Source organism: Pseudarthrobacter sp. L19 (assembly GCF_050859435.1).
GTDB lineage: Bacteria > Actinomycetota > Actinomycetes > Actinomycetales > Micrococcaceae > Arthrobacter.
The window spans coordinates 1,056,432-1,077,137 of the sequence record NZ_CP193935.1; the positions used below are offsets into that span (position 1 = coordinate 1,056,432).

Consider the following 20,706-nt stretch of genomic DNA (forward strand, 5'->3'; position numbering starts at 1 on the left):
GGGTATGCCTCACCGGGCAGCCGATTGCGGCACACCCCAGGAGGCGAGGAGGCGCAGCCTCTCAGCCGAGGGGGATCCGGGTTCGGCCGAGTAGACCAGGAGGACATGGCCCGGATCCGCCGTGATGGCGAGCTCCTCATAGGCGAGGGTGAGCTCACCGACGACCGGATGAAAAAAGCGCTTGGTCCCCGACCCGTGGGTGCGGACATCATGGGCTCCCCACAGCCGGCGGAAGACGTCACTACGGGTCGACAGCTCGCCCACCAGGTCCTGGAGATGCTTGTTGTGCGGGTCCCGGCCGGCTTCCGCCCGCATGATCGCTACGCACATATCGGCGAAGAGATCCCAGTCCGGATAAAACTCCCGCGAGGCTGGGTCCAGGAACTGGAAGCGGGCCAGATTCGGTGTCCGGCCGCCGTCGCCAATCACCGGTGAGTAGAAGGCGCGGCCGAGTTCGTTGGTGGCCACCATGTCCTGGTGCGCGTTGCGGACGAAGGCGGGGCCGTCAGTAATGGAACTCAGCGCCCATTGAAGGCTCGGGCGCAGGGCGGGGTTGCGGATGGCGCTGCGCCGCCGCGCACGGCCCGAGCTGGGAATTCCGTCGGCCGCCCGGGCCAGGTCAAGAAGATGCGCCCTCTCCGTGTCGTTCAGCTGCAGGGCCTCGGAGATGGCGTCGAGCACAGAGGCCGAGGCCCCGGCGATGGCTCCGCGTTCGAGTTTTGAGTAGTACTCGACGCTGACACCGGCGAGCATGGCCACCTCGGAGCGGCGCAGTCCCTTGACCCGTCGGTTGGGGCCGGAGGGTATCCCGGCGAGCTCGGGGGTGAGTTTGGCCCGACGTGACATGAGGTACTCGCGCACCTCGGCTCGATTGTCCATGCCTATGACCATACGACGATCCTCGCGGTGGAGGGATGCCCTGCCAGTACACCTCTTGACAGGGACTTCTTCGGTCTGCCGATAAGGGTTTTGCTGGATACATGACTGATTCCTCCACCCTCAATCAGACGGGCCGACATGGCCGGTGGTTGGCGGCGCTGTTGCTGGTGCTGACGGTCTTTGGACCCATTTCCATGGACCTTTACCTTCCGGCTCTCCCTGCCCTGACCGCCGAGCTTGGCGCGAAGACGTCCACGGCACAGCTGACGGTCACCGCGTGCCTGTTGGGGCTGGCGGCGGGGCAGCTGGTCGCAGGCCCGCTCTCTGACCGTTTTGGCAGGCGAAAGCCGCTCCTGATCGGGGTGGCCGCGTACGTCGTCGTGTCGACGCTGTGTGCGATGAGCCCCACCGTTGAGGTGCTGGTGCTCGCCCGGCTGGTCCAGGGCGTGGCCGGCGGCGTCGGGATCGTGATCGCCCAGGCCGCCGGCCGAGATGTGTACGACGGCGGCCGACTGATCCGCTTTTACGGCCGACTGACCGTTATCGGCGGCTTTGCGGCCATCGTGGGCCCCTTGGTGGGCGGTGCGCTCTCCGCGGTGATGGACTGGCGGGGCCTGTTCCAGGTCCTTGCGGTCATTGGTGCGGCGATTCTGGCCTGGGTCGTCGTCGGGTTTGGCGAGACGCTGCCCGCGGGGTCGCGCACCCCGGGCGGGTTCGGCCAGGTGGGCCGCGATATGCGGGTTCTGTTCCGGGACCGCGGGTTCGTCGGCGCTGTTGTGGTTCAAGGGTTTGTCTACGCGGCCCTGTTTGCCTATCTCAGCGGCGCAACCTACGTCCTGCAGGGTGTCTACGGCCTTTCCCCACAGCAGTACGCCATGGCCTTCGGCCTCAATTCTGCAGGGTTCATGGTTTTCGGCTACCTCGCCGGCCGGTCCAGCGAAAGGTGGAGCATCACCGGGACCCTCATGATCGGCCTGGCCATGTGCGCGGCCGGAGCCGGGGGAATTCTGACCGCCGGTATCACCCACCTTCCCTTGCCCGCGGTGATAGTTTCCCTGCTTCTCCTGGTGAGCGGGACCGCGGTCACCAGCCCGCCCTCGACCACCATCGCACTGGCCGGCTATCCGACCATCGCCGGCGCCGCTTCCTCCTTCCTCGGTGCCGCCCGCTTCGCTCTCGGTGGAGTCGCCGCCCCGCTGGTCGGACTCGCCGGAGCTCTCAGCATCCTCCCGCTGGGCCTGGTGACCGCCGCCGCGATCATCCTGGCAGCTGCGACCGCCCTGGTCCTGCTGCCCCGGGCGTCGCGTCCGGCAGCCCCGGAAAGACCGTCCTCTGAAACACCCGTTCCAGAGCATTCCCATCACTGAAAGGAAACACCATGCACGGCACCGAATTTAGCCAGATCTTCCCGCTAGGCCAGAAGAACGACGCGTATGCGCAGTACTTCACCGGCCAGAGTTACCTGGCGCCCCTCGCCTCGGGCACAGTCCCCGTCAGCAACGTCTCCTTCGAGCCGGGATGCCGCAACAACTGGCACATCCACCACGGCACAGACGGTGGAGGCGACCAGATCCTGCTCTGCACCGCGGGCAGTGGCTGGTACCAGGCCGACGGTGAGGTCCCCGTCAGCCTCGAACCGGGAACGGTGATCCAGGTACCGGCCGGAGCCAAACACTGGCACGGAGCGAAGGCAGACTCGTGGTTCTCCCATCTCGCGTTTATCACCCCGGGCAACAACCTCCGCAACGAATGGCTCGAGCCGGTCACCGACGAGGTGTACGGCGAGCTACCCAAGAATGGAGCAGAAGAATGACCAGTTTGAATGAAACGCTCACCCTGTCGAACGGCGTCGACGTGCCCACGCTGGGGCTGGGCACGTGGTTCATCGACGATGACAAGGCTGCCGAAGCGGTGCGCCAGGCCATCGCAATCGGATACCGAAATATTGACACCGCCCAGGCCTATGGAAACGAGCGCGGCGTCGGTGAAGGCATCCGCACCTCAGGGGTGGCCCGCGAGGAACTCTTCGTTTCGACCAAGCTCGCCGCCGAGATCAAGGACTACGCCGGGTCCCTCGCCGCGATCGAGGGGTCGCTTGAGAAGCTGGGCCTCGACTATGTCGACCTGATGCTGATCCATGCCCCGCAGCCTTGGGATGACTTCCGCGGAGGTGACTACGCCGAGGGCAACCTTGCCGCGTGGAGGGCATTGGAAGAGGCACACCGGGCCGGGAAGCTCCGTGCGATCGGCGTCTCCAACTTTCTCCAAGCCGACCTGGAGAACATCCTCGACCACGGAACCGTCGCTCCGCACGTCAACCAGATCCTCGTCCACGCGGGCAACACCCCCACCGATCTGATCGACTACTGCCAGTCGCGGGGCATCGCGGTGGAGGCCTACTCCCCGATCGCCCACGGCCAGGTCCTGAAGAACCGGGAGATCGCGGCGATCGCCGAGAAATACGGGGCGAGCGTGCCACAGCTGTGCATCCGCTACACGCTGCAGCTGGGCGCCGTGTCGCTGCCCAAGACCGCTAACCCGGCCCACATGCGGTCAAACGCCGAACTCAGCTTCACAATCTCGGACGAGGACATGGAAACGCTTCGCACTCTCGATGAGAAGAACTACGGCGAGCACGCCGCATTCCCCGTCTATTCCGGAAAGTAGAAGAAATCGACAATGCCCGAAAAAGTGACAGCCGGCCGGGACGCGCTCGGTGATTTCGCCCCGACGTTCGCCGGGCTCAACGACGACGTCCTCTTCGGTCAGGTCTGGGCCCGCGAAGAACAACTCTCCCCGCGGATCCGCAGCATCGTCACCGTGACGGCCCTGATGGCCAGCGGAGTGCTGGACAGCTCGCTCCGCCATCACATCGGCCTCGCCAAGGCCAACGGGGTCACGGCCGAAGAAATGGCAGAGGTGCTGACCCACGCGGCGTTCTACGCCGGGTGGCCCAAGGCCTGGGCAGCGTTCCGTATCGCGACGGAGACCTATGGTGTCGATCTCCCGCGGTAGGCCTGTCCGGGCCTAACGCTCCCTACCCTCCCGTGGGCCGCCGCTCCGCCTCCGCGATCAGCGGGACGGTCCTGAGGTAGCTGTCCGGGTTCAGCGAGATCGAGTCGATGCCCTCTCCCACCAGGAACTGCGCGAACTCCGGGTGGTTGCTGGGGCCCTGGCCGCAGATGCCGATTTTGATCCCGGCCATGTGCGCCTGATGGATCGCCTCACTGATCATCGCCATCACCGCCTCGTCCCGCTCGTCAAAGAGCGCCGCCAGCCGCGCCGAGTCCCGGTCCACGCCGAGGATCAGCTGGGTCAGGTCGTTCGAGCCGATGGAGAACCCGTCGAAACGGGCGGCGAACTTCCCGGCGAGCACCACGTTGGCCGGGATCTCGCACATCATGTAGACCTGCAGGCCGTTCTCCCCCGGACCAGGCCATTCTCCGTCATCACCGCCAGCACCTTGTCCGCCTCCTGCGGGGTCCGGCAGAACGGCACCATGACGATCACGTTGCCGAAGCCCAGCCGCTCCCGGACCCGTTTCAGCGCCCGGCATTCGAGGGCGAACCCCTCGCGGTAGCGCTCGTCGTAGTAGCGTGAGGCGCCGCGGAAGCCCAGCATCGGGTTCTCCTCGGCCTCCTCGAAGGCCGCCCCGCCCACGAGGTGCGCGTATTCGTTGGTCTTGAAGTCGCTCAGCCGGACGATCACCGGCCGGGGATGGTACGGCGCGGCGATCTTGGCGATCCCCAGGGCCAGGGCGTCCACGAAGTAGTCCCGGGGGTCCGCATACCCGCGCGTGAGCTCCCGGATCTGCGCCGCCTCGCCGGGGTCCGTGACCCGCTCCGGGTGGACCAGCGCCATCGGGTGGACCCGGATCAGGGAGCTGATGATGAACTCCATCCGGGCCAGCCCCACGCCGTCGGCGGGCAGCCGCCACCATTGGAACGCGGCGGCCGGGCTGGCGATGTTGACCATGATCCGGGTGCGGGTCACCGGCAGCTCGCCAAGGTCCACCTCCTCGGTCTCAAACGCCAGGCTGCCGGCGTAGACACGCCCTTGGTCGCCCTCGGCGCAGGACAGCGTGACGGCCAGACCCTCCGTGAGCACCGCCGTCGCGTTCCCGGTACCGACGACGGCGGGCACGCCCAGTTCCCGGCTCACGATGGCGGCGTGGCTGGTGGGTCCGCCGTGGTCGGTGACGATCCCGGCGGCGCGCTTCATGATCGGCACCCAGTCCGGGTCCGTCATCTCGGTGACCAGGATGGCGCCGTCGCGGAACCCCTCGATGTCCGCGGCGCTGCGGATCACGCAGGCGGTGCCCTGCGCGATTGAGTCGCCGATCGCGGCACCCGCGGCCAGGACCGGTCCGGTTTCCAGCAGGTGGTGCAGGGTGAAACGGGGTCCCGTCTTCTGCGACTGGACGGTTTCCGGCCGGGCCTGGACCATGAAGAGCTCGCCGGTCTCCCCGTCACGAGCCCATTCCATGTCCATCGGCCGGCCGTAGTGCTCCTCCACGGTCACGGCCCAGCGTCCCAGCGTGAGGATCTCCTCATCCGTCAGGACATAGGCGCGGCGTTCCGCCTCGGAGGTATCCACGGTGCGGGTGCGGGCGTGGCCGCCCCGGCTGTAGACCATTTTCCGGGCCTTGGAGCCCAGGGTCTTCTCGATGATCGGGCTGATGCCGGCCGCCGCGGACGCCTCAGTGAGGAGGGGTTTGAAGACCAGGTACTTGTCAGGGTTGATGGTCCCCTGGACCACGGTTTCGCCCAGCCCCCAGGCGGCGCTGATCACGGCCGCGCGGGGAAAACCGGAGTCCGTGTCAATCGAGAACATCACCCCGGAGGCGCCGATGTCCGAGCGGACCATCCGCTGGACACCGATCGAGAGGGCGACGTCGAGGTGATCGAAGCCCTTGACCTCCCGGTAGCTGATGGCCCGGTCCGTGAACAACGAGGCATAGCAGCGCCGGCAGGCGTCCAACAATTCCGGCTCCCCGGCGACGTTCAGGAAGGTCTCCTGCTGGCCAGCGAAGCTGGCGTCCGGCAAGTCCTCGGCTGTGGCGCTGCTGCGCACCGCCACAGACAAACGGTCCATCCCGGCCCGCCGGCTCAGGTCCCGGTAGTGCTGGCGGACCGCGTCCGCCACATCCGGCGGGAATTCCCCGCCGAGGAAGAGTTCGCGGATGGCCTCGCCGGTCTCGCGCAGCGTGGCCGTCCCGGCGCGGAAAGCGGCCAGCCGGTCACGCAGGTCCGGCTCAATCGCATTCGCCGCAACGAACAACCGGAAAGCAGCGGCCGTGGTAGCGAAACCGTCCGGAACCTGCACTCCCCGGGACTTCAGGGTCTGGATGAGTTCGCCCAGGGAAGCGTTCTTGCCCCCGACCTGGGGCACATCGGCCATGCCGATCTCCTCAAACCACTTCACGTGCTCGGGCATGCGAGTACTCCTCGGGTCGGTCCGCCAATGCTCCGATCCTGCTGCCCGGCGCGGGGTCCGGTCAGAGTCTTTGGACCTTGGGGGCGCCGGCTTGGCGATGCCGGAAGGACTTGTACGCCCAGTCCGCCACGAGGACAGCGGGAACGGCCGCGAGCGCCACGGCCAGCCCGCCGGGCGTCGGCGGCGCGTGGCCCAGCAGCGCCGCCACCGGCCCGAGGAACAGGAACACCACCAGCAGGCCCAGTTCCGCCAGCACGGCCCAGAGCAGCAGGCGGTTGGTGAACCAGCCCAGACGCCACGGGGGCGCCGTGGCGCTGCGGCAGGCGAAGGCGTTGGCGAGCTGGGCCAGGACGACGGTGGTGAACGCCGCACCCGATCCCGCCATCAGCACGTCCGCTGGCGGGAGCGGCGCCCCGGGACTCCAGCCGGCGCCGAACAGCACAGCGGTCTAGGCGGTCATCTCCATAAGCGCCTCCACCGGACCCAGTAGGGCGAAGACCCGGACCATCAGGGCCCGGTCCATCAAATGGCGTCGCTCCGGCGGCCGTTTCAGCGCGCCCTTGCTGGGAGCCTCCGATCCGAGGGCCAGTGCCGGCAGCAGGTCGGTGCCGATGTCGAGGGCCAGGATCTGCAGGACACTCAGCGCCAAGGGGAACCGGCCGCCGGACAGCGCCCAGAAGACGAACGGCGTCAGCTCGGCGACGTTGTCCGTCAGGTGGTAGGTGAGGAACCGGCGGATGTTGGCGTAGGTGGCGCGGCCCTGTTCGACGGCGGCGATGATGGTGGCGAAGTCGTCGTCGAGGAGCACCAGGTCTGCAGCCTCGCGGGCGACGTCGGTACCGCTGAGTCCCATGGCGACGCCGATGTCCGCCTGCTGCAGGGCGGGTCCGTCGTTGACGCCGTCGCCGGTCATCGCCAGCACGTGGCCGCGGTGCTGGAGGAGCCTGGCCACCCGGAGTTTCTGTTCGGGCGTGACGCGGCTGACCACCACGCCGTCACGGTCCAGCAGCGCGGCCAGCACCTCGTCGTCCTCGGGCAGGGAGTGGCCTTCCAGCACCAGTTCGGGCGAGCCGATCAGGCCGGTTTCCCGGGCGATGGCCGCGGCGGTGAAGGCATGGTCGCCGGTGACCATGGCTACCTTGATGCCAGCCTCCCGGGCGGCTTGCAGGGAGACCCGGACCTCGGCGCGGGGCGGGTCGTGCAGGCCGATCAGGCCCAGCAGCGTCAGCCCGGTTTCGACGTCGTCGAGGGAAAACCGGGCGCCGGGGAGTCCCGGGAGGCTGCGCTGCGCGACGGCCAGCACCCTGAGTCCGTGTGAGGCCATCTGGTCCACCATCCGGAGCGCGTGTGCCGCGCCGTCCTCGCCGCCGTTGGCCTCACAGAGCGGAATGACGGATTCCGGGGCACCTTTGACGAAGAGGGTGGTTCCGACGATCGCGGACTCCCGGAGCCGGCGCGGGTCGAAGGCGAAACGGTGTGAGGGTTTCAGCTCCTCGGGGCCGCTGCCCGGTTCCGCGAGCCGGTGGGCCAGTGCATCGATGGCGGCCTCCATCGGGTCGCCCTCAGGGATCCACTGCCCCTCGTGCTGAACCGTGCGGCCAACCGAGGCCGCCCGGGCCGCCGTACCGAGCTGCCGGGCCGCGTGGACGGCCTCGGCTCCGGCATCAGCCCCGTCCCCGTCCCTGATCTCGGCCTCCGGGGCATAGCCCTGGCCGGCGATCTCGAGCAGCCCGGAGGGTGTCCAGACCTCGACGGCGTTCATCCGGTTCTGGGTGAGGGTGCCGGTCTTGTCGGTGCAGATGAAGGTGGTGGAGCCCAGCGTCTCGACGGCCTGCAGGTTGCGCACCAGGGCATTCCGCCCGGCCATGCGCTGCGCCCCGATCGCGAGGGAGAGGGTGACCGTGGGCAGCAGGCCCTCAGGGACCAGCGCCACCGCCACGCCGATCGCGAAGAGGAACGCATCCCGCCAGGAAATGCCGACGAGCAGGGAGAGGACGAAGAACAGGATGCCGATGCCCAGCGCCACCCCGGCCACAATGCGGACAATGCGCTGTAGTTCCAGTGCCAGCGGGCTCGGGGGCGCCTCGACGTTCCCGGTCAGGGTCGCGATCTCGGCGAGCCGGGTGTGGCCGCCGGTACTGGTGACGGTGCCCTCGGCCGTACCGATGACCAGGAACGTGCCGCCGTAGATGCTGTCCCCTGCGGTCTTGGCGGTGGGCTCGCTCTCCCCAGTGAGCATCGACTCGTCCACGGCGCAACCGGCCGCGAGTTCCAGCCGCAGGTCCGCGGGCACCCGGTCTCCGGCCACCAGGACGACGGCGTCTCCGGGCACCAGTTCGGTGGTGTGGACCTTGACCACCCGGCCGTCGCGCCGCACCGAGACCATGGCCGGTAGGAGTTCCCGCAGTTTGGCGGCCGCGTGCTGGGCCCGTGCCTGCTGAATGAAGGCGAAGACACCGTTCACCACGATAACGACGACGATCGCGATGCCGAGTTGAGGCATACCGGCGACAAAAGCCAGCGCCGCGGCCACCCACAGCATGAGGGCGAAGAAGTGGGTCAGCTCCGCAGCCAACCGCCGCCAGCCGGGGACAGGCCGCGCCTGTGGCAACTGGTTTGGACCGTCCTGTTCCAGCCGGCGGGCCGCCTCCTCGGAGGTGAGGCCGGCACTTCCGGAAGCCAGCCCCGCGCCCGCGGATGTCACCGTACGCCCCGCAGTCCGAAGGGAAGCCCCGGCGCCGCCCCGGTTCTCATGGTCCCGAGGATCCACCGCCCGGGGTCCCCGGGTTAGGGCCAAAGGTCACCGGCGCCGGCGGACGGACCTGCCTAGCTGCCGGTGGCCGCCGGCGGGGCCTGCCGGCCCAGGGAGCGCAGGTACGCCGCGAACCCCTGCGGTGCCCGCGCCTGCGTCCGCCCGGAGGTGACCACCCGGACGCTGTCGGTGGCCAGGACGGTGAACGCCAGGCTGCGCAGGCCCTGGACCAGGGTGCGGTCCTCATGCGATTGCTGCTTCGGGAATCCGCCGGCGGCGAGGTAGGCGGAGGCCCGGACACCGAAGTTGGCCCCGTAGATGTGCGGGTGGTTCTCCTCGAACGGGTGCCGCTCCAGCCAGCGGCGCAGCAGGTCCGGGTCCATGCCCACCGGGTCCGGTTCCACCGACCCCAGGACGGCGTCCGCCCCGGCATCGGCGAATTCCAGTTGCCGGACCAGCCAGTGCGGCGGGACCCGGGAGTCGGCGTCGGTGTTGGCCAGCCAGGTCTTGCCGCGCCAAGGCACCGGGGTGGAGCGCTGGCCGGGATGCCGGCGGGGGCGGCCCAGGACGGCGGTGCGGATGCCGGCCGCCCGGCTGGCCCCGGCGCTGCGCAGCCCGACGGTGAGGATCTGGAAACGGGGGTCGGCCTCGACGTAGCGCCCGGCGATCTCCGCGGACCCGTCCGTGCAGGAGTCCAGCACCACCATCACCTGGACCGTCACCTCCGGGCGGGTGCGGGCCAGTTGATCCGCGGCGGCCTGCACGGCGGACAGCGCGCGGTCCAGGTGCTGGTCCTCGTTGTGGACGGGAACGACGACGGCGACCGTGTCGATCGCGGGGCGCCGCCGGGCGGTCATGGCGACGGTCATGGCTGCCGCTCGGGCGCCCGAAGGATTTCCAGCACGAAGTCCCGTTCCCGGTAGAGCCCGGCTCCGGCCCAGCGGAGCCGGTCGCGGGCCGTGGCGTGGACCGTGTCCCCGTCCAGGACCCAGCCGTCCAGCGGGTGCCGCCAGTGGCAGAGGACCAGGGTGCCGCCGGGCAGCAGCGAGGTTTCGACCCGCCGGAACAGTTCGTCCAGCTCCTCCGGCGAGAGGTAGTACCCCACCTCGGAGACGACGATCAGGTCGAACCCGCCGTCCGGCCAGCCGTGCGGGACGGTGAGGTGCCGGGTCTGCGCGGCCGGCAGGTGCTCCAGCCGTTCGGCGGCGCGGGCCAGGGCGGTGCTGCTGGCGTCGACGGCCAGGAAGGTTCCGCAGCGTTCGGCCAGTTCGGCGCTCAGCGTCCCGATCGAGCAGCCGATCTCCAGCCCGGCCTCGTAGCTCTGCTCCGGCAGCGCGGCCAGGGTCAGGGCCCGTTTCCGCTGTTCGTACCAGGTGCCTGCGTAGCCCCAGGGGTCTTCGTCGCGGCCGTGGATCGCGTCGAAGAGCCGTTCGGCGTCGACGGCGGCGTAGCCGGCGGGCGCACTGTGGGAGCCGGCATCGCGGGCGGCAACCGTGCCTTCGGCTGTGGCCCCGGCGGTGTCGCCGACGGCGGCGGGTGGCTGGGGCTGGTGCCAGGAAAAGGTTTCCCAGTGCCGCTCGAAGTGGGCCAGGAAGCCCGGCGGCAGCAGCACCTCGTCCCCGGGCAGGTCCGAGAGCGGAGCAACCTGGGAGGTGTGGGCGGCCATCGCCCGGGCCTTGGCCTGCTGGTCCTCGGGCCGCAGCAGGAACCGTTGCCAGTCCTGCCAGGCCGCGTCTTCCGGGGTGGCCCAGAGCCAGTACCAGATGGGAAATTCCAGCAGGCCGTAGCCGTTCGCGGCGGCGGATTCCGCGGCGGCCCGGCCCAGGGTGTCATGGTCGGTGTGGCCGTCGTGCCGGTAGGGCGCCACGAGAACTATCCGCTCTGCAGGCTTTCCGGTGTCCGCGGCCGCCTCCCGAATGGCCGCCGCAATCGCGGCCCGGTGCTCCGCGAGCCGGCCATCGGGAAGTCCCAGGTAGCGGCGTCGGGGTCCGCCCAGCAGGTGTCCCAGGGCGCCGTCGAATTCGCGGAGCCGTACCTCGGCCAGCCGTTCGGGCGTCACCGTGGGCGAATCCGGGTGGGAGGCCTCGCCCGCGGTGCAGAGCAGCACCCGCACGTCCGCGCCCAGGGCATGCAGCCGGGCCATGAGGCCGCCGGCGCCGAGGGTTTCGTCGTCGGGGTGGGCGGCCAGCACCAGGAACGCGGTGGCGGCGAGTTCACCGTCGTTCAGCGGGAGCTCGGGCAGGGCCGCGGCGCCGGAGCGGGCCCAGGCGCTTTCCGGGGTGCCGGCGTCCTGGTGGGTGAAGCTCACCATGGCTCGTCGCCCTCGAAGCCGCCCTTGAACACCAACGAGCCCAGCTGCGCGTCGTCACGCACGGCGTGGTGCTGGCGGATGTACAGCGCGAGGTCGGCCATGCGCTTGCCGTAGGCGGCGTCGAAGACCAGCGGCCCCGGGCCAAGGTTCTGGCTGACCAGCGCCTGGATGCGTTCGACGGCGGTGGCGACGGCCCCGCGGACGCGCAGCGCCTCGGGCCAGGCGCCGGTGCCGGAGAGGCCACCGTCGTCGATCCGGTCCGCCGTGCGGGCCAGGTAGGCGGTGAGCCCGGCGAGGGTGCGGTCGATCTCGCCCAGGTGCGCGAGGGCCACCTGGTCGGGGGCCCGGCCGCGGTCCTCGGCGGCCTTCAGGGCGTCACGGTAGCTGCGGGCCACGGCCACGGCGCCGCCCAGCCAGCAGGCCGCAACGCCCATGCCACCCCAGGCGAAGCCGGGGCGGCGGTAGTACCAGCCCTCGCCGCCGAGCGGGGTGGCGGGGACGGCGTCGAAGTGCACGGTGCCGCTGGGGACCTCCCGCAGCCCCAGGCTGGTCCAGCCGGGATCCGCCACCCGCACGCCGTCGGCGTGCAGGTCGACGGCGAACGCGGCACGGCCGCCGCCGGTCAGGTGCGCGGTCAGCACGGCCCGGTCCAGCTGCCCGGCCAGCGAGCACCAGGGTTTGGCGCCGGTCAACAGGGTCCGGCCGCCCTCTTCGGTGGCGGTGAGGCTGAGTCCGGGTGCTTCCGCGGCGAAGACGCCCCATGTCCCCTCGGCGTCCGGGGCTTCACCGCCGACTCCCGCGTCCCTGGCCTGCTGCAGGATCGCGGCGGCATCCAGGTGCGGTTCCAGGATGCGGCCGGCGGCGACGTCGACGGCGGTGACGGAGGCGAGCAGTTCCCAGAGGAAGGCGGTACGGCCGGTGCCGGGCGCCGGTGCCCACGAGCCGGCGTCGGCGGCGAGGGACAGCAGCGCGGGAACGTCCCCGACGGCGCCGGCGACGGCGGCCAGGAACGGGTCCAGCCCGGCGAGCGCATCCGGTCCGGAGCTGATCCGCACGGCCTTGGGCGGGCGGGGTCCTGCGTCGCGTTCATTTGCTGGTTCGTGTCCTTTTGCGGGCTTCGCCTGGTGTTCTCGGTCCACCGGTTGCGGCATGACGCTGCGCCGCAACCGGGAATCTCAGCATACTTACTAAGACGGCCGCCAGCAGCGAGCCAGGCCCGCGCGCGTCGGTGCGCTACTCGCCCAGCGCGTGCTCCAGCCGGTCCAGCTTGCCGGTCAGTTCGCCGGTATAGCCGGGCCGGATGTCCGCCTTGATCACCAGCGACACCCGGCTGCCATAGCGGCCCACCGCCTCGGTGGCGCGCTTGACGACGTCGAACACCTCGTCCCATTCACCCTCGATGGTGGTGAACATGGCGTCGGTGTGGTTCGGGAGGCCGGACTCGCGGACAATCCGCACCGCGGCGGCGACGGCGTCGTGCACCGACGCGTCGTCGACGCCGGAACCCGCCTCCCGGGCGGCGGCGGACCCGGAAACGGGGTCGACGGGCGGACGGCCGGACGGGGCAACAGAAAAGGCAAGCAGCATGGCTCCAGTGTGCCCTCCGCGTCACAAAAAGTGAACCCGCCGGTAACCGGTTCCTGCCGCCCCGGCGTTGCTACCCTGAGCAAATGAACCGGGCAGTAGACCGCAGGCCGCTCCGCGCGGACGCTGCACGCAACGTCAATAAGATCATTGCCGCGGCCCGCCAGTGCTTCCGTGAGCACGGGCCGGAGGTGCCGCTGCAGACCATCGCCGTGACCGCCGGCGTGGGCCCCGCCACCTTGTTCCGGAACTTTGCGGACAAGGAGGAACTGGTCCTCGCCGCGCTGCACCAGCAGTTGAAGCTGCGCGTGAACCCGGTCATCGATGAGGCGTTGGCCGGGACCGACGCCGCCGAGGGCCTGTTCCGCATTGTCGAGGCGCTGATGGGGGTGGCCAGCGACGAGGCCAACCTCCTGGGCGCCGTGGCGGGGCGCCGCGGAGTGTTGACCGGGATCACCGGGGACCTGATCGAGTCGGTCGCGATCCTGCTGGGACGCGGGCAGGGCCAGGGCACGCTGCGCAGCGACATCTCCATGGCGGACATGATCCGGCTGCTGGCCATGCTGATCGGCGTGGTAGACACCATGGAAGCCGGGTCCGACGCCTGGCGCCGGCCGGTGGCCCTGCTGGAAGACGCCATCCGCGCCGAACGGCCGGACCGCCCCCTGCCGCCCCAGACCCTGGTACCCGGCACCACGTACGGCACCGCGTTCGGCGTGGGGTTCGGTTCGCCCTCCGGGGCCACGTACCGCTGAGAATGGCCTAGCTGGCCATCCGCACGTTCTGCGCTGGCGAAATGGCGCTCACCGGCCAGCCGGTTTCGTCCCGAGAGCCACGGGCACGGCCGCCGGCTCCGACTCGGCCTGGCACCCTGCGCAGCAGGCCGCGTCCTGCTCCGCGGGTCCCGCTGTTGCGCAGCAGGCGTCTCCGCGCCAGGCGTTGATGCCCTCACGGACCGCGATGCCGGCAATGATCAGAGCCGCGCCAGCATCGGCCCACCACCAGCCCATGATGCTGTTCAGGACCAGTCCAACGAGCAGCACGGCGGAAAGGTAGCTGCACAGCAGGGTCTGTTTGGAATCCGCGACGGCCGTCCTTGACCCGAGTTCACGCCCGGCCCGCCGTTGCGCCCAGGACAACACGGGCATGATTGCCAGGCTCAACGCGGCCACTACGATGCCCGGCAACGAATGCTGCGCTTCACCGCCGCCGGTCAGGGCCCGGATGGAGTCCGCGGCCACGAAGGCGGCGAGAGCGAAGAACGAGACGGCAATGATCCGCAGGGTCAGCTGCTCTCGCCGCTCCGGATCCTTCGACGCGAACTGCCACGAGAGCGCCACGGCCGATGTCACCTCGATGACCGAATCGAGCCCGAAACCGATCAGGGCAGCGGAGTCGGCAACGTTGCCGGCCCAGAGCGCCACCACGGCCTCAATGACGTTGTACGTGATCGTCGCGGCCGCGAACAGGCGGATGCGGCGGCTCAGCAAACCCCGGCGTTCCGGGGTTAGCGCCTGCAACGGCGCCCTCATACCAGGCACTTCCCGTCCGGGGCGCAACACGACGGATCAACGGCGAGAACGACACCCAACAGATCCTTGATCGCATGGCCCAACCGGGCGTCAGCCAACTCATACCGGGTCCGCCGCCCGTCGGGAACAGCCACCACCAGCCCACAGCCCCGAAGGCAGGTCAGGTGGTTTGACATGCTCTGCCGTGAAACACCCAGCGACACCGCCAAATCCGAGGGGTATGACGACGCCTCTGAAAGCGCTAGGAGGATGCGGGCGCGGGTTGGGTCCGACACCGCATGGCCAAATCTGGCGAGCACGGGTGCCTGCGTGAGCGTATCCATGACGTTAAAGTACAACGAACGATGTATTCATTCAATCCTGTATTCTCGCGGGTCGGCCCCTCACCTACGCGCCGTCGATGTCCTGGCTGGAGGCTCCCGCGGCTCCTGATAAGTTCGGATCGGGCTATTTGCGATGCTTGCGAGAAATGGTTGAGAACATGAGCTGGGAAACCCTCGCCGGCGTTATCGGCGGACTGATGCTGGTCTACGCCGCACTGCTGGTCCTGCTGTGGAATTACGCGCGCCGGCACCCCGAAACCGTGACCATGAGGGACGCGCTTCGGCTGCTGCCAGACCTGCTCCGGCTGGTGAAACGGCTGATCGCGGACGGCACCGTCGCCGTGGGGGTACGGGCCCGGCTGGTCCTGTTGCTGCTGTACCTGCTCTCCCCGATCGACCTGGTGCCGGACTTCCTGCCCGTAATCGGCTATGCGGACGACGTCGTGATCGTCGCCCTGGCGCTGCGCTCCGTGGTCAAGCGGGCGGGCACCGACGCGGTGCGCCGGCACTGGCCCGGCACGCCCGAAGGCCTGGAACTCATCCTGAAACTCGCCGGGCTGGGCACCGCGCACTGAGACCGCTCTCACCCCGGAGGCGCGGAATAGCGGCCCGGACGCGTCCGTTGACGCCAGCATGAAAGCAATCACGTACAGCGAATACGGCACCCCCGACGTCCTCGAACTGACCGACCAGCCCATGCCCAAGGTTGGCCCCGGCATGGTCCTGGTCAAGGTCAAGGCCGCTTCCGTGAACCCGGTTGACTGGAAGATCGTCTCCGGCGGACTCGACGGCATGATGGACCTGCAGTTCCCCGCGATCCCCGGCTGGGACGTCGCCGGCGTGGTGGAAGCTGTGGGCATTGACGCCCCGCAGTACCAGCCCGGTGACGAGGTCATCGCCTACGGCCGCAAGGACTACGTCCACGGCGGCAGCTTCGCCGAGTACATCGCGCTCCCGGAGCGGGTCCTCGCCCGCAAGCCGGCCACCCTGGACTGGAACGAGTCCGCCGGCCTCCCGCTCGCCGGCCTGACCGCCTACCAGGTCCTGACCCGGCTCGGCACGGGCGAAGGCAAGACCGTGCTGATCCACGGCGGAGCCGGCGGCGTCGGCTCGCTGGGCATCCAGATCGCCAAGGCCCTGGGCGCCTCGGTGATCGCCACCGCCTCTGAGAAGAACCACAACTTCATCCGCGCCCTCGGCGCGGAACCCGTCACCTACGGTGAGGGCCTGGCCGACCGCGTACGCGCACTCCGCCCCGAGGGCGTCGACATCGTGGCCGACTTCGTCGGCGGTGCCCTCGACGCCACCCTGGCAGTCCTGGCCGAGGGCGGCAAGCACGCCTCGATCGCGGACGCCGAGGTCGAACAGCACGGCGGGACCTGGATGTGGGTCAACCCGGTGGGCACCCAGCTCCAGGAACTCGCGGACCTGGTGGACAGCCGCGGCCTGCGCGTGGAGGTCGCCAAGACCTACCCGCTGGAGCGCACCGCGGACGCCTTCCGGGACAACATGGAAGGCCACACCCGCGGCAAGATCGTCGTCACGGTCGACGGCGAGTAGCAGCGTTTCCGCCCCGACGGGCGGGTGATCTGAGGGCAGGTGCCGGGCTTCCGGCGCCTGCCCTCAGCCGTGTCCGGGTTCCCCGCCCGGCCCACCGGGTTCGTGGTGGCCGCCGTCGTGGTGCTCAGCGGAGTGGCTTCCGCCGTCGTGGTGCTCCGCGTCGTGGTGGTGGGCGGGCTTGTGCTTGGCTTCCTCGAGGTGCTGCTGCAGCTTCTCCTCGGCCTCGCGCCGGCGCCGCGCCAGTTCCTGCAGGTCGCGGGTGGACACGGCCCCGGTGGGGATGCCGCCGGCGGCGCGGGACGCGGCCGCTCGGTCGGGGCCCTTCGCGGGTTGTGCCGGTTCCGGTGGCGACTGTCCCTGTTGCGCCCCTTCCGGGGCCGGATGCTCCGGATCGGCACCCTCCGGGTCGCGGGCAGCGGCATTGTCGGGCTGGTTGGTGGTCATCACTGGATGCTGTCACCGGCCGCCGCGCACCGGCTAGGGACTAAAGACCGGGCACCCGCGAGCGCCCGCCGGCAGTAACGGCTACCCCCAACCGAGCAGGCGCAGACCGGCCGCAGCACCGGCGCCGGCCAGCACCACCACCAGGAACGGCGCCCGGAGCAGCAGGGCGAGCGCGGCTGCAGCCAGCGCACCAACCCTCGCGTCGAGGGCCAGCGACTGCCCGGAGGCCACCGCGTTGACCACCGTCAGGGAGGCGAGCAGACCGATGGTCATCACCCCGGCCACGCGGGAGATCCGGGGGTTTTTCAGCCACGCGGCGGGCACCAGGTAGCCCAGCAGTTTCCACGCATAGGCCAGCACGCAGGAGAGCAGCAGCCATACCCAAAGCGTCATGCGCCCTCCCCCGTGGCCGCCCCTGCGCCGTGCCCGCGCCCGTGTTCACGCCCGGGGTAGGGGTCGACGTCGGGCTCCAGGCCCTCGTCACGCGGGCCGGAACTGAACCAGCCGAACACGGCGGCCACCAGCGCGGCCACCAGGATGGGCACCCCGGCGGGAACCAGCGGGACGGCCAGCACGGTGGCGAGCGCGCAGACGACGGCGATCGCCACGGGTTCGCGGCCCTTCAGCCGCGGCCAGAGGAGGCCCAGGAAGGCGGCCACCGCGGCGCCGTCGAGCCCCCACTGCTTGGGGTCCCCCAGGGCGCTGCCGGCGAGCGCACCCACCGCGGTGAAGATGTTCCACAGCACGAACACCCCCACGCCTGCGGTCCAGAACCCCCGGCGCTGCTCGGCCGGGTCCGTCTGGCCGGTGCTGGTGGCCGTGGATTCGTCGATGGTGACCTGCGCCGCGGCGAAGCGCCGCCAGCCCCTGGGCTGCAGCAGCGCGTTCAACTGCATGCCGTAGATCCCGTTGCGCATGCCCAGCAGGGTGGCCGCGCCCATGGCGGCCAGTCCCGAGCCGCCGCCGGCCACCACGCCGATGAAGGCGAACTGCGAGCCGCCGCTGAACAGCAACAGGCTCAGCGCCATGGTCTGCCAGAAGTCCAGCCCGGAGGCGACGGAGAGGGCGCCGAAGGAGACGCCGTAGAGCCCGGTGGCGACGCTGATGGACAGCCCGATCCGGACCGCCGGAGTGAGGGCGATCCTCACCTGCGTGTCTGCCGGGGTGCTCTCGCCAGGCTCCAGGACCAGGCGATGAGCGGTGCCTGCAGTGGTAGCCGGATGCCGTGGATTGTGCGGGCCCGCGGGGACCCCTCCGGCCCAAAGGCCGTTCGGAGCGCGTCAACGTGGGCAGTAAGGAACACGGTGAAGAGGGCGGTGACGCAGCCGGCGCTGACCCGGCGGGTCCGGGGCAGCAGGAGCCCCGCGGCTGCGGCGCCCTCGAGCAGTCCCGTGGCGGCGACCCATTCGTCCCGGGAGAGGACCGCCAGGGGGCCGTTGCGCTGCTCGCCGGAGTCGTCCCGGCAGAGGTAGGACGGGACCAGCGGGGCGAAAAAGCCGGGGTCCCGGAAGTGCTTTGCGGCGCTGGCCAGCAACAGCCCGCTCAGGGCGGTGGCGGACAGGGTTCGGGTTGCCCCGGGGGACCAGCGAAAAGGCATGCATCCATGCAACCACAACCGCGGCGGCGCCAACGAACGGGTCCCGCCGACTGCGTCGCGGCCGCGCCACGGCACGGGAGACGGAGACGCGAAACGGGACCTTCCGCAGGGGATCCGGGAGCTTGCTCCCGGAGTACCGTGGTGGCTATGGGCAACGTCGTGGAGATGGCGGGTGTGGTCAAGCGGTTCGGGACCGTGACGGCGCTGGACCGTCTGGACTTCACCGTAGCCGCCGGGGAGGTGCACGGCTTTCTGGGGCCGAACGGCTCGGGCAAGTCGACCACGCTGCGGCTGCTGCTGGGGCTGCTGCGGTCCGACTCCGGGACGGCGCGGGTGCTGGGTCTGGATCCGTGGAAGGACGTAGCCGCCCTGCACCGCCGGCTGGCCTACGTCCCCGGCGACGTCTCACTCTGGCCGAACCTCACCGGAGGCCAGGTGATCGAACTGCTGGGCCGTCTGCAGGGCGGCCAGGACCGGGCGGAACGGGACCGGCTGCTGCAATTGTTCGAGCTGGACCCCACCAAAAGACCCGCGCCTACTCCAAGGGCAACCGGCAGAAGGTGGCGCTGGTGGCGGCCCTGGCCACGGACGCCGAGCTGTTCCTGCTGGACGAGCCCACCAGCGGCCTGGATCCGCTGATGGAGGAGGCCTTCCGCGGTTGCGTCCGTGCGCTCCGGGACCAGGGCCGGACCGTGCTGTTGAGCAGCCACATCCTGAGCGAGGCGGAGGCGCTCTCGGACCGGGTCAGCATCATCCGCGCCGGCCGGGTGGTGGAGACCGGTCCGCTGGAGAAGCTCCGGCACCTCACCCGGACCGCCGTCACCGCCGACGTCGCGGCCGTCCCGCCGGGGCTGGACCGGCTGCCCGGCGTCCACGACGTCACCGTGGTCAACCACCGGGTCAGCGCACAGGTGGATCCGGCAGGGCTCGCCCCGTTCCTTCAGGCGCTGACCGCCGCGGGCCTGAAGTCGCTGACCAGCCAGCCGCCGACGCTGGAGGACCTGTTCCTGCGCCATTACGGGGCGGGGACCTTCGGCCGGGGTCCGGCGATGCCTGAGACCCTGGCGGGGACCGGGACGCTGCTGCGGCTGGGGTTGCGGCGGGACCGCTGGCTGCTGCCCGGCTGGGTACTGGGCTTCGCTGTCGTCGCCTATTCCACGGCCCGGGCCGGCGCCGAGCTCTACCCGGACGTGCGCAGCCGGGTCGAGGCGGCGGACGCGCTCAACGCCACGGCCTCGATGGTGGCGATGTTCGGCCGGATCTACGACCCAGCGTCCCTCGGCGCGCTCTCCCTGATCAAGTACACGGCGTTCATGACCGCCATCCTGGCGGTCCTGATGGCCATGCTGGTGATCCGCCATACCCGGGCAGACGAGGAGAGCGGACGGCTGGAATTGCTCGGCGGCGGGCGGCTGGGCCGTGACGCCCCGCTGGCCGCGGCGCTCATCATTGCCCTCGCGGGCAGCCTGGGCGTGGGCCTGCTCTCCGCCGCCGGACTGGCCGCCGGCGGCCTGCCGGCGGAAGGGTCGCTGGCATTCGGGCTGGGCTGGGCCGCCACCGGGATGGCATTCAGCGCCGTGGCCGGCGTCGCCGCCCAGCTGACCGCCGGCGCCCGGGCCGCAAACGGCCTCAGCGTGGGCGTGATCGCGGTGACCTACGGGCTGCGTGCGGTGGGCGACCTGTCCGAGCCGGGACCCTCGTTCCTGTCCTGGCTCTCCCCCATCGGCTGGAACCAGCAGATCCGCGCCTTCGCCGGGGACCACTGGTGGGTGCTGGCGCTGCCCGCCCTGCTCAGCGCCGTCCTGATCCCGGCAGCGTTCGCGCTGCGGTCCCGGCGGGACCTGGGCGCCGGGTTACGGGCCGAACGCCCCGGCCCGGCCGTGGGGTCCCTGTCCGGGGTGCGGGCCCTGGCCGTGCGGCTGCAGTACAAGGTCTGGCTGGCGTGGGCGATCGCGTTTGTGGTGTTCGGGGTGGTGGTCGGATCGCTGATCGGGAACGTCGCGGAGCTGCTGAGTTCGGCCAACGCCCAGGACCTGATCAAGCTCCTCGGCGGGGCCCCGGCGGTGCGGGACGCGTTCCTGGCCGCGGAGATCAGCATCATGGGCCTGCTGGCGGCGGCGTACGCGGTTTCCGCGGCGAACCATTTGCGGGCCGAGGAGGCAGCGGGCCATGCGGAGGCGCTGCTGGCGACGACGGCGACGCGGGCCCGCTGGGCCGGCAGCCACTTCGGCTTCGCTCTGGCCGGTTCCGCCGTGCTGATGGGGCTGGCCGGGGTCTCGATCGGCATC

The 20,706-nt window shown here is 70.3% G+C and carries 17 protein-coding genes and 4 pseudogenes; 8 read left to right on the forward strand and 13 right to left on the reverse strand.

The window, feature by feature from the left end:
* Positions 1-9: 9 nt before the first annotated feature.
* Positions 10-879, reverse strand: coding sequence for a helix-turn-helix domain-containing protein (locus tag ACRQ5B_RS04910; RefSeq protein ID WP_432397515.1), 870 nt, complete (start codon positions 877-879; stop codon positions 10-12).
* A 101-nt stretch (positions 880-980) separates the two neighbouring features.
* On the opposite strand from ACRQ5B_RS04910, the gene ACRQ5B_RS04915 reads away from it, so the two are divergent.
* The 4 genes from ACRQ5B_RS04915 to ACRQ5B_RS04930 are packed head-to-tail and all read left to right on the forward strand — an operon-like array spanning position 981 to position 3,894.
* Entirely contained in the window at positions 981-2,246 is a 1,266-nt protein-coding gene (locus ACRQ5B_RS04915) for a multidrug effflux MFS transporter (protein WP_432397518.1), read from the forward strand.
* 11 nt (positions 2,247-2,257) lie between these two features.
* Entirely contained in the window at positions 2,258-2,692 is a 435-nt protein-coding gene (locus ACRQ5B_RS04920) for a cupin domain-containing protein (protein WP_432397521.1), read from the forward strand.
* Positions 2,689-3,546, forward strand: coding sequence for an aldo/keto reductase (locus ACRQ5B_RS04925; RefSeq protein WP_432397523.1), 858 nt, complete (start codon positions 2,689-2,691; stop codon positions 3,544-3,546). The genes ACRQ5B_RS04920 and ACRQ5B_RS04925 overlap by 4 nt, the downstream gene beginning before the upstream one ends.
* A 12-nt stretch (positions 3,547-3,558) precedes the next feature.
* Positions 3,559-3,894 carry a carboxymuconolactone decarboxylase family protein gene (locus tag ACRQ5B_RS04930; protein ID WP_432397526.1) on the forward strand — a complete coding sequence of 112 codons (336 nt, stop codon included), beginning with the start codon at positions 3,559-3,561 and terminating at the stop codon, positions 3,892-3,894.
* A gap of 22 nt (positions 3,895-3,916) precedes the next feature.
* Here ACRQ5B_RS04930 and ppsA read toward each other — a convergent pair.
* From ppsA to ACRQ5B_RS04960, 6 genes and pseudogenes are all read right to left on the reverse strand, one after another.
* Positions 3,917-6,315, reverse strand: a pseudogene (gene ppsA / locus ACRQ5B_RS04935) (phosphoenolpyruvate synthase).
* 61 nt (positions 6,316-6,376) lie between these two features.
* Positions 6,377-9,019 (reverse strand): annotated as a pseudogene (locus ACRQ5B_RS04940) (cation-translocating P-type ATPase).
* 122 nt (positions 9,020-9,141) lie between these two features.
* On the reverse strand, positions 9,142-9,936 hold the full coding sequence (locus ACRQ5B_RS04945; RefSeq protein WP_432397529.1) for a glycosyltransferase: 795 nt from the start codon (positions 9,934-9,936) through the stop codon (positions 9,142-9,144).
* Entirely contained in the window at positions 9,933-11,378 is a 1,446-nt protein-coding gene (locus tag ACRQ5B_RS04950; protein ID WP_432397532.1) for a PIG-L family deacetylase, read from the reverse strand. The genes ACRQ5B_RS04945 and ACRQ5B_RS04950 overlap by 4 nt, the downstream gene beginning before the upstream one ends.
* Positions 11,372-12,433, reverse strand: a complete 1,062-nt coding sequence (locus tag ACRQ5B_RS04955) for a hypothetical protein (protein ID WP_432397534.1) — start codon at positions 12,431-12,433, stop codon at positions 11,372-11,374. Before ACRQ5B_RS04955 ends, ACRQ5B_RS04950 begins: the two co-directional genes overlap by 7 nt.
* Positions 12,434-12,611: 178 nt before the next feature.
* Positions 12,612-12,965 carry a thiamine-binding protein gene (locus ACRQ5B_RS04960; RefSeq protein ID WP_432397537.1) on the reverse strand — a complete coding sequence of 118 codons (354 nt, stop codon included), beginning with the start codon at positions 12,963-12,965 and terminating at the stop codon, positions 12,612-12,614.
* A gap of 83 nt (positions 12,966-13,048) precedes the next feature.
* Between ACRQ5B_RS04960 and ACRQ5B_RS04965 the strand changes: the two genes are divergently transcribed.
* Positions 13,049-13,717, forward strand: coding sequence for a TetR/AcrR family transcriptional regulator (locus ACRQ5B_RS04965; protein ID WP_432397540.1), 669 nt, complete (start codon positions 13,049-13,051; stop codon positions 13,715-13,717).
* A 48-nt stretch (positions 13,718-13,765) separates the two neighbouring features.
* Here ACRQ5B_RS04965 and ACRQ5B_RS04970 read toward each other — a convergent pair whose 3' ends face one another.
* Both ACRQ5B_RS04970 and ACRQ5B_RS04975 read right to left on the reverse strand, forming a co-directional pair.
* Positions 13,766-14,494 carry a cation transporter gene (locus tag ACRQ5B_RS04970; protein ID WP_432397543.1) on the reverse strand — a complete coding sequence of 243 codons (729 nt, stop codon included), beginning with the start codon at positions 14,492-14,494 and terminating at the stop codon, positions 13,766-13,768.
* Positions 14,491-14,817, reverse strand: coding sequence for an ArsR/SmtB family transcription factor (locus ACRQ5B_RS04975; protein WP_432397546.1), 327 nt, complete (start codon positions 14,815-14,817; stop codon positions 14,491-14,493). Before ACRQ5B_RS04975 ends, ACRQ5B_RS04970 begins: the two co-directional genes overlap by 4 nt.
* A gap of 377 nt (positions 14,818-15,194) precedes the next feature.
* Here ACRQ5B_RS04975 and ACRQ5B_RS04980 point away from each other — a divergent pair.
* Positions 15,195-15,276: pseudogene (locus tag ACRQ5B_RS04980) on the forward strand (YkvA family protein); the annotation flags it as partial.
* Positions 15,277-15,450: 174 nt separating this feature from the next.
* Positions 15,451-16,377, forward strand: coding sequence for an NADP-dependent oxidoreductase (locus ACRQ5B_RS04985; protein ID WP_432397549.1), 927 nt, complete (start codon positions 15,451-15,453; stop codon positions 16,375-16,377).
* A 63-nt stretch (positions 16,378-16,440) separates the two neighbouring features.
* Here ACRQ5B_RS04985 and ACRQ5B_RS04990 read toward each other — a convergent pair whose 3' ends face one another.
* The 4 genes from ACRQ5B_RS04990 to ACRQ5B_RS05005 all read right to left on the reverse strand — a co-directional run bounded on the left by ACRQ5B_RS04990 (position 16,441) and on the right by ACRQ5B_RS05005 (position 18,418).
* On the reverse strand, positions 16,441-16,821 hold the full coding sequence (locus ACRQ5B_RS04990) for a hypothetical protein (protein WP_432397552.1): 381 nt from the start codon (positions 16,819-16,821) through the stop codon (positions 16,441-16,443).
* Positions 16,822-16,902: 81 nt separating this feature from the next.
* Positions 16,903-17,214, reverse strand: coding sequence for an AzlD domain-containing protein (locus ACRQ5B_RS04995; protein ID WP_432397554.1), 312 nt, complete (start codon positions 17,212-17,214; stop codon positions 16,903-16,905).
* Positions 17,211-17,969: an AzlC family ABC transporter permease gene (locus tag ACRQ5B_RS05000; protein WP_432397557.1), complete on the reverse strand. Its 759-nt coding sequence runs from the start codon at positions 17,967-17,969 to the stop codon at positions 17,211-17,213. Before ACRQ5B_RS05000 ends, ACRQ5B_RS04995 begins: the two co-directional genes overlap by 4 nt.
* The gene (locus tag ACRQ5B_RS05005; RefSeq protein ID WP_432397560.1) at positions 17,966-18,418 is read right to left on the reverse strand and encodes a DoxX family protein; all 453 of its coding nucleotides are present in this window, start codon (positions 18,416-18,418) and stop codon (positions 17,966-17,968) included. Before ACRQ5B_RS05005 ends, ACRQ5B_RS05000 begins: the two co-directional genes overlap by 4 nt.
* A gap of 147 nt (positions 18,419-18,565) precedes the next feature.
* Here ACRQ5B_RS05005 and ACRQ5B_RS05010 point away from each other — a divergent pair.
* Positions 18,566-19,440 (forward strand): annotated as a pseudogene (locus ACRQ5B_RS05010) (ATP-binding cassette domain-containing protein); the annotation flags it as partial.
* Positions 19,441-20,706 lie beyond the last annotated feature (1,266 nt).

Excerpts from the sequence above, each read along its gene's own strand:
- ACRQ5B_RS04915 (WP_432397518.1), top strand. The coding sequence starts at position 981 with ATGACTGATTCCTCCACCCTCAATCAGACGGGCCGACATGGCCGGTGG.
- ACRQ5B_RS05005 (WP_432397560.1), bottom strand. The coding sequence starts at position 18,418 with ATGCCTTTTCGCTGGTCCCCCGGGGCAACCCGAACCCTGTCCGCCACC.
- ACRQ5B_RS04975 (WP_432397546.1), bottom strand. The coding sequence starts at position 14,817 with ATGGATACGCTCACGCAGGCACCCGTGCTCGCCAGATTTGGCCATGCG.
- ACRQ5B_RS04985 (WP_432397549.1), top strand. The coding sequence starts at position 15,451 with ATGAAAGCAATCACGTACAGCGAATACGGCACCCCCGACGTCCTCGAA.
- ACRQ5B_RS04925 (WP_432397523.1), top strand. The coding sequence starts at position 2,689 with ATGACCAGTTTGAATGAAACGCTCACCCTGTCGAACGGCGTCGACGTG.
- ACRQ5B_RS04920 (WP_432397521.1), top strand. The coding sequence starts at position 2,258 with ATGCACGGCACCGAATTTAGCCAGATCTTCCCGCTAGGCCAGAAGAAC.
- ACRQ5B_RS04960 (WP_432397537.1), bottom strand. The coding sequence starts at position 12,965 with ATGCTGCTTGCCTTTTCTGTTGCCCCGTCCGGCCGTCCGCCCGTCGAC.
- ACRQ5B_RS04990 (WP_432397552.1), bottom strand. The coding sequence starts at position 16,821 with ATGACCACCAACCAGCCCGACAATGCCGCTGCCCGCGACCCGGAGGGT.
- ACRQ5B_RS04950 (WP_432397532.1), bottom strand. The coding sequence starts at position 11,378 with ATGGTGAGCTTCACCCACCAGGACGCCGGCACCCCGGAAAGCGCCTGG.
- ACRQ5B_RS04970 (WP_432397543.1), bottom strand. The coding sequence starts at position 14,494 with ATGAGGGCGCCGTTGCAGGCGCTAACCCCGGAACGCCGGGGTTTGCTG.
- ACRQ5B_RS04965 (WP_432397540.1), top strand. The coding sequence starts at position 13,049 with ATGAACCGGGCAGTAGACCGCAGGCCGCTCCGCGCGGACGCTGCACGC.
- ACRQ5B_RS04930 (WP_432397526.1), top strand. The coding sequence starts at position 3,559 with ATGCCCGAAAAAGTGACAGCCGGCCGGGACGCGCTCGGTGATTTCGCC.
- ACRQ5B_RS04910 (WP_432397515.1), bottom strand. The coding sequence starts at position 879 with ATGGACAATCGAGCCGAGGTGCGCGAGTACCTCATGTCACGTCGGGCC.
- ACRQ5B_RS04945 (WP_432397529.1), bottom strand. The coding sequence starts at position 9,936 with ATGACCGTCGCCATGACCGCCCGGCGGCGCCCCGCGATCGACACGGTC.
- ACRQ5B_RS04995 (WP_432397554.1), bottom strand. The coding sequence starts at position 17,214 with ATGACGCTTTGGGTATGGCTGCTGCTCTCCTGCGTGCTGGCCTATGCG.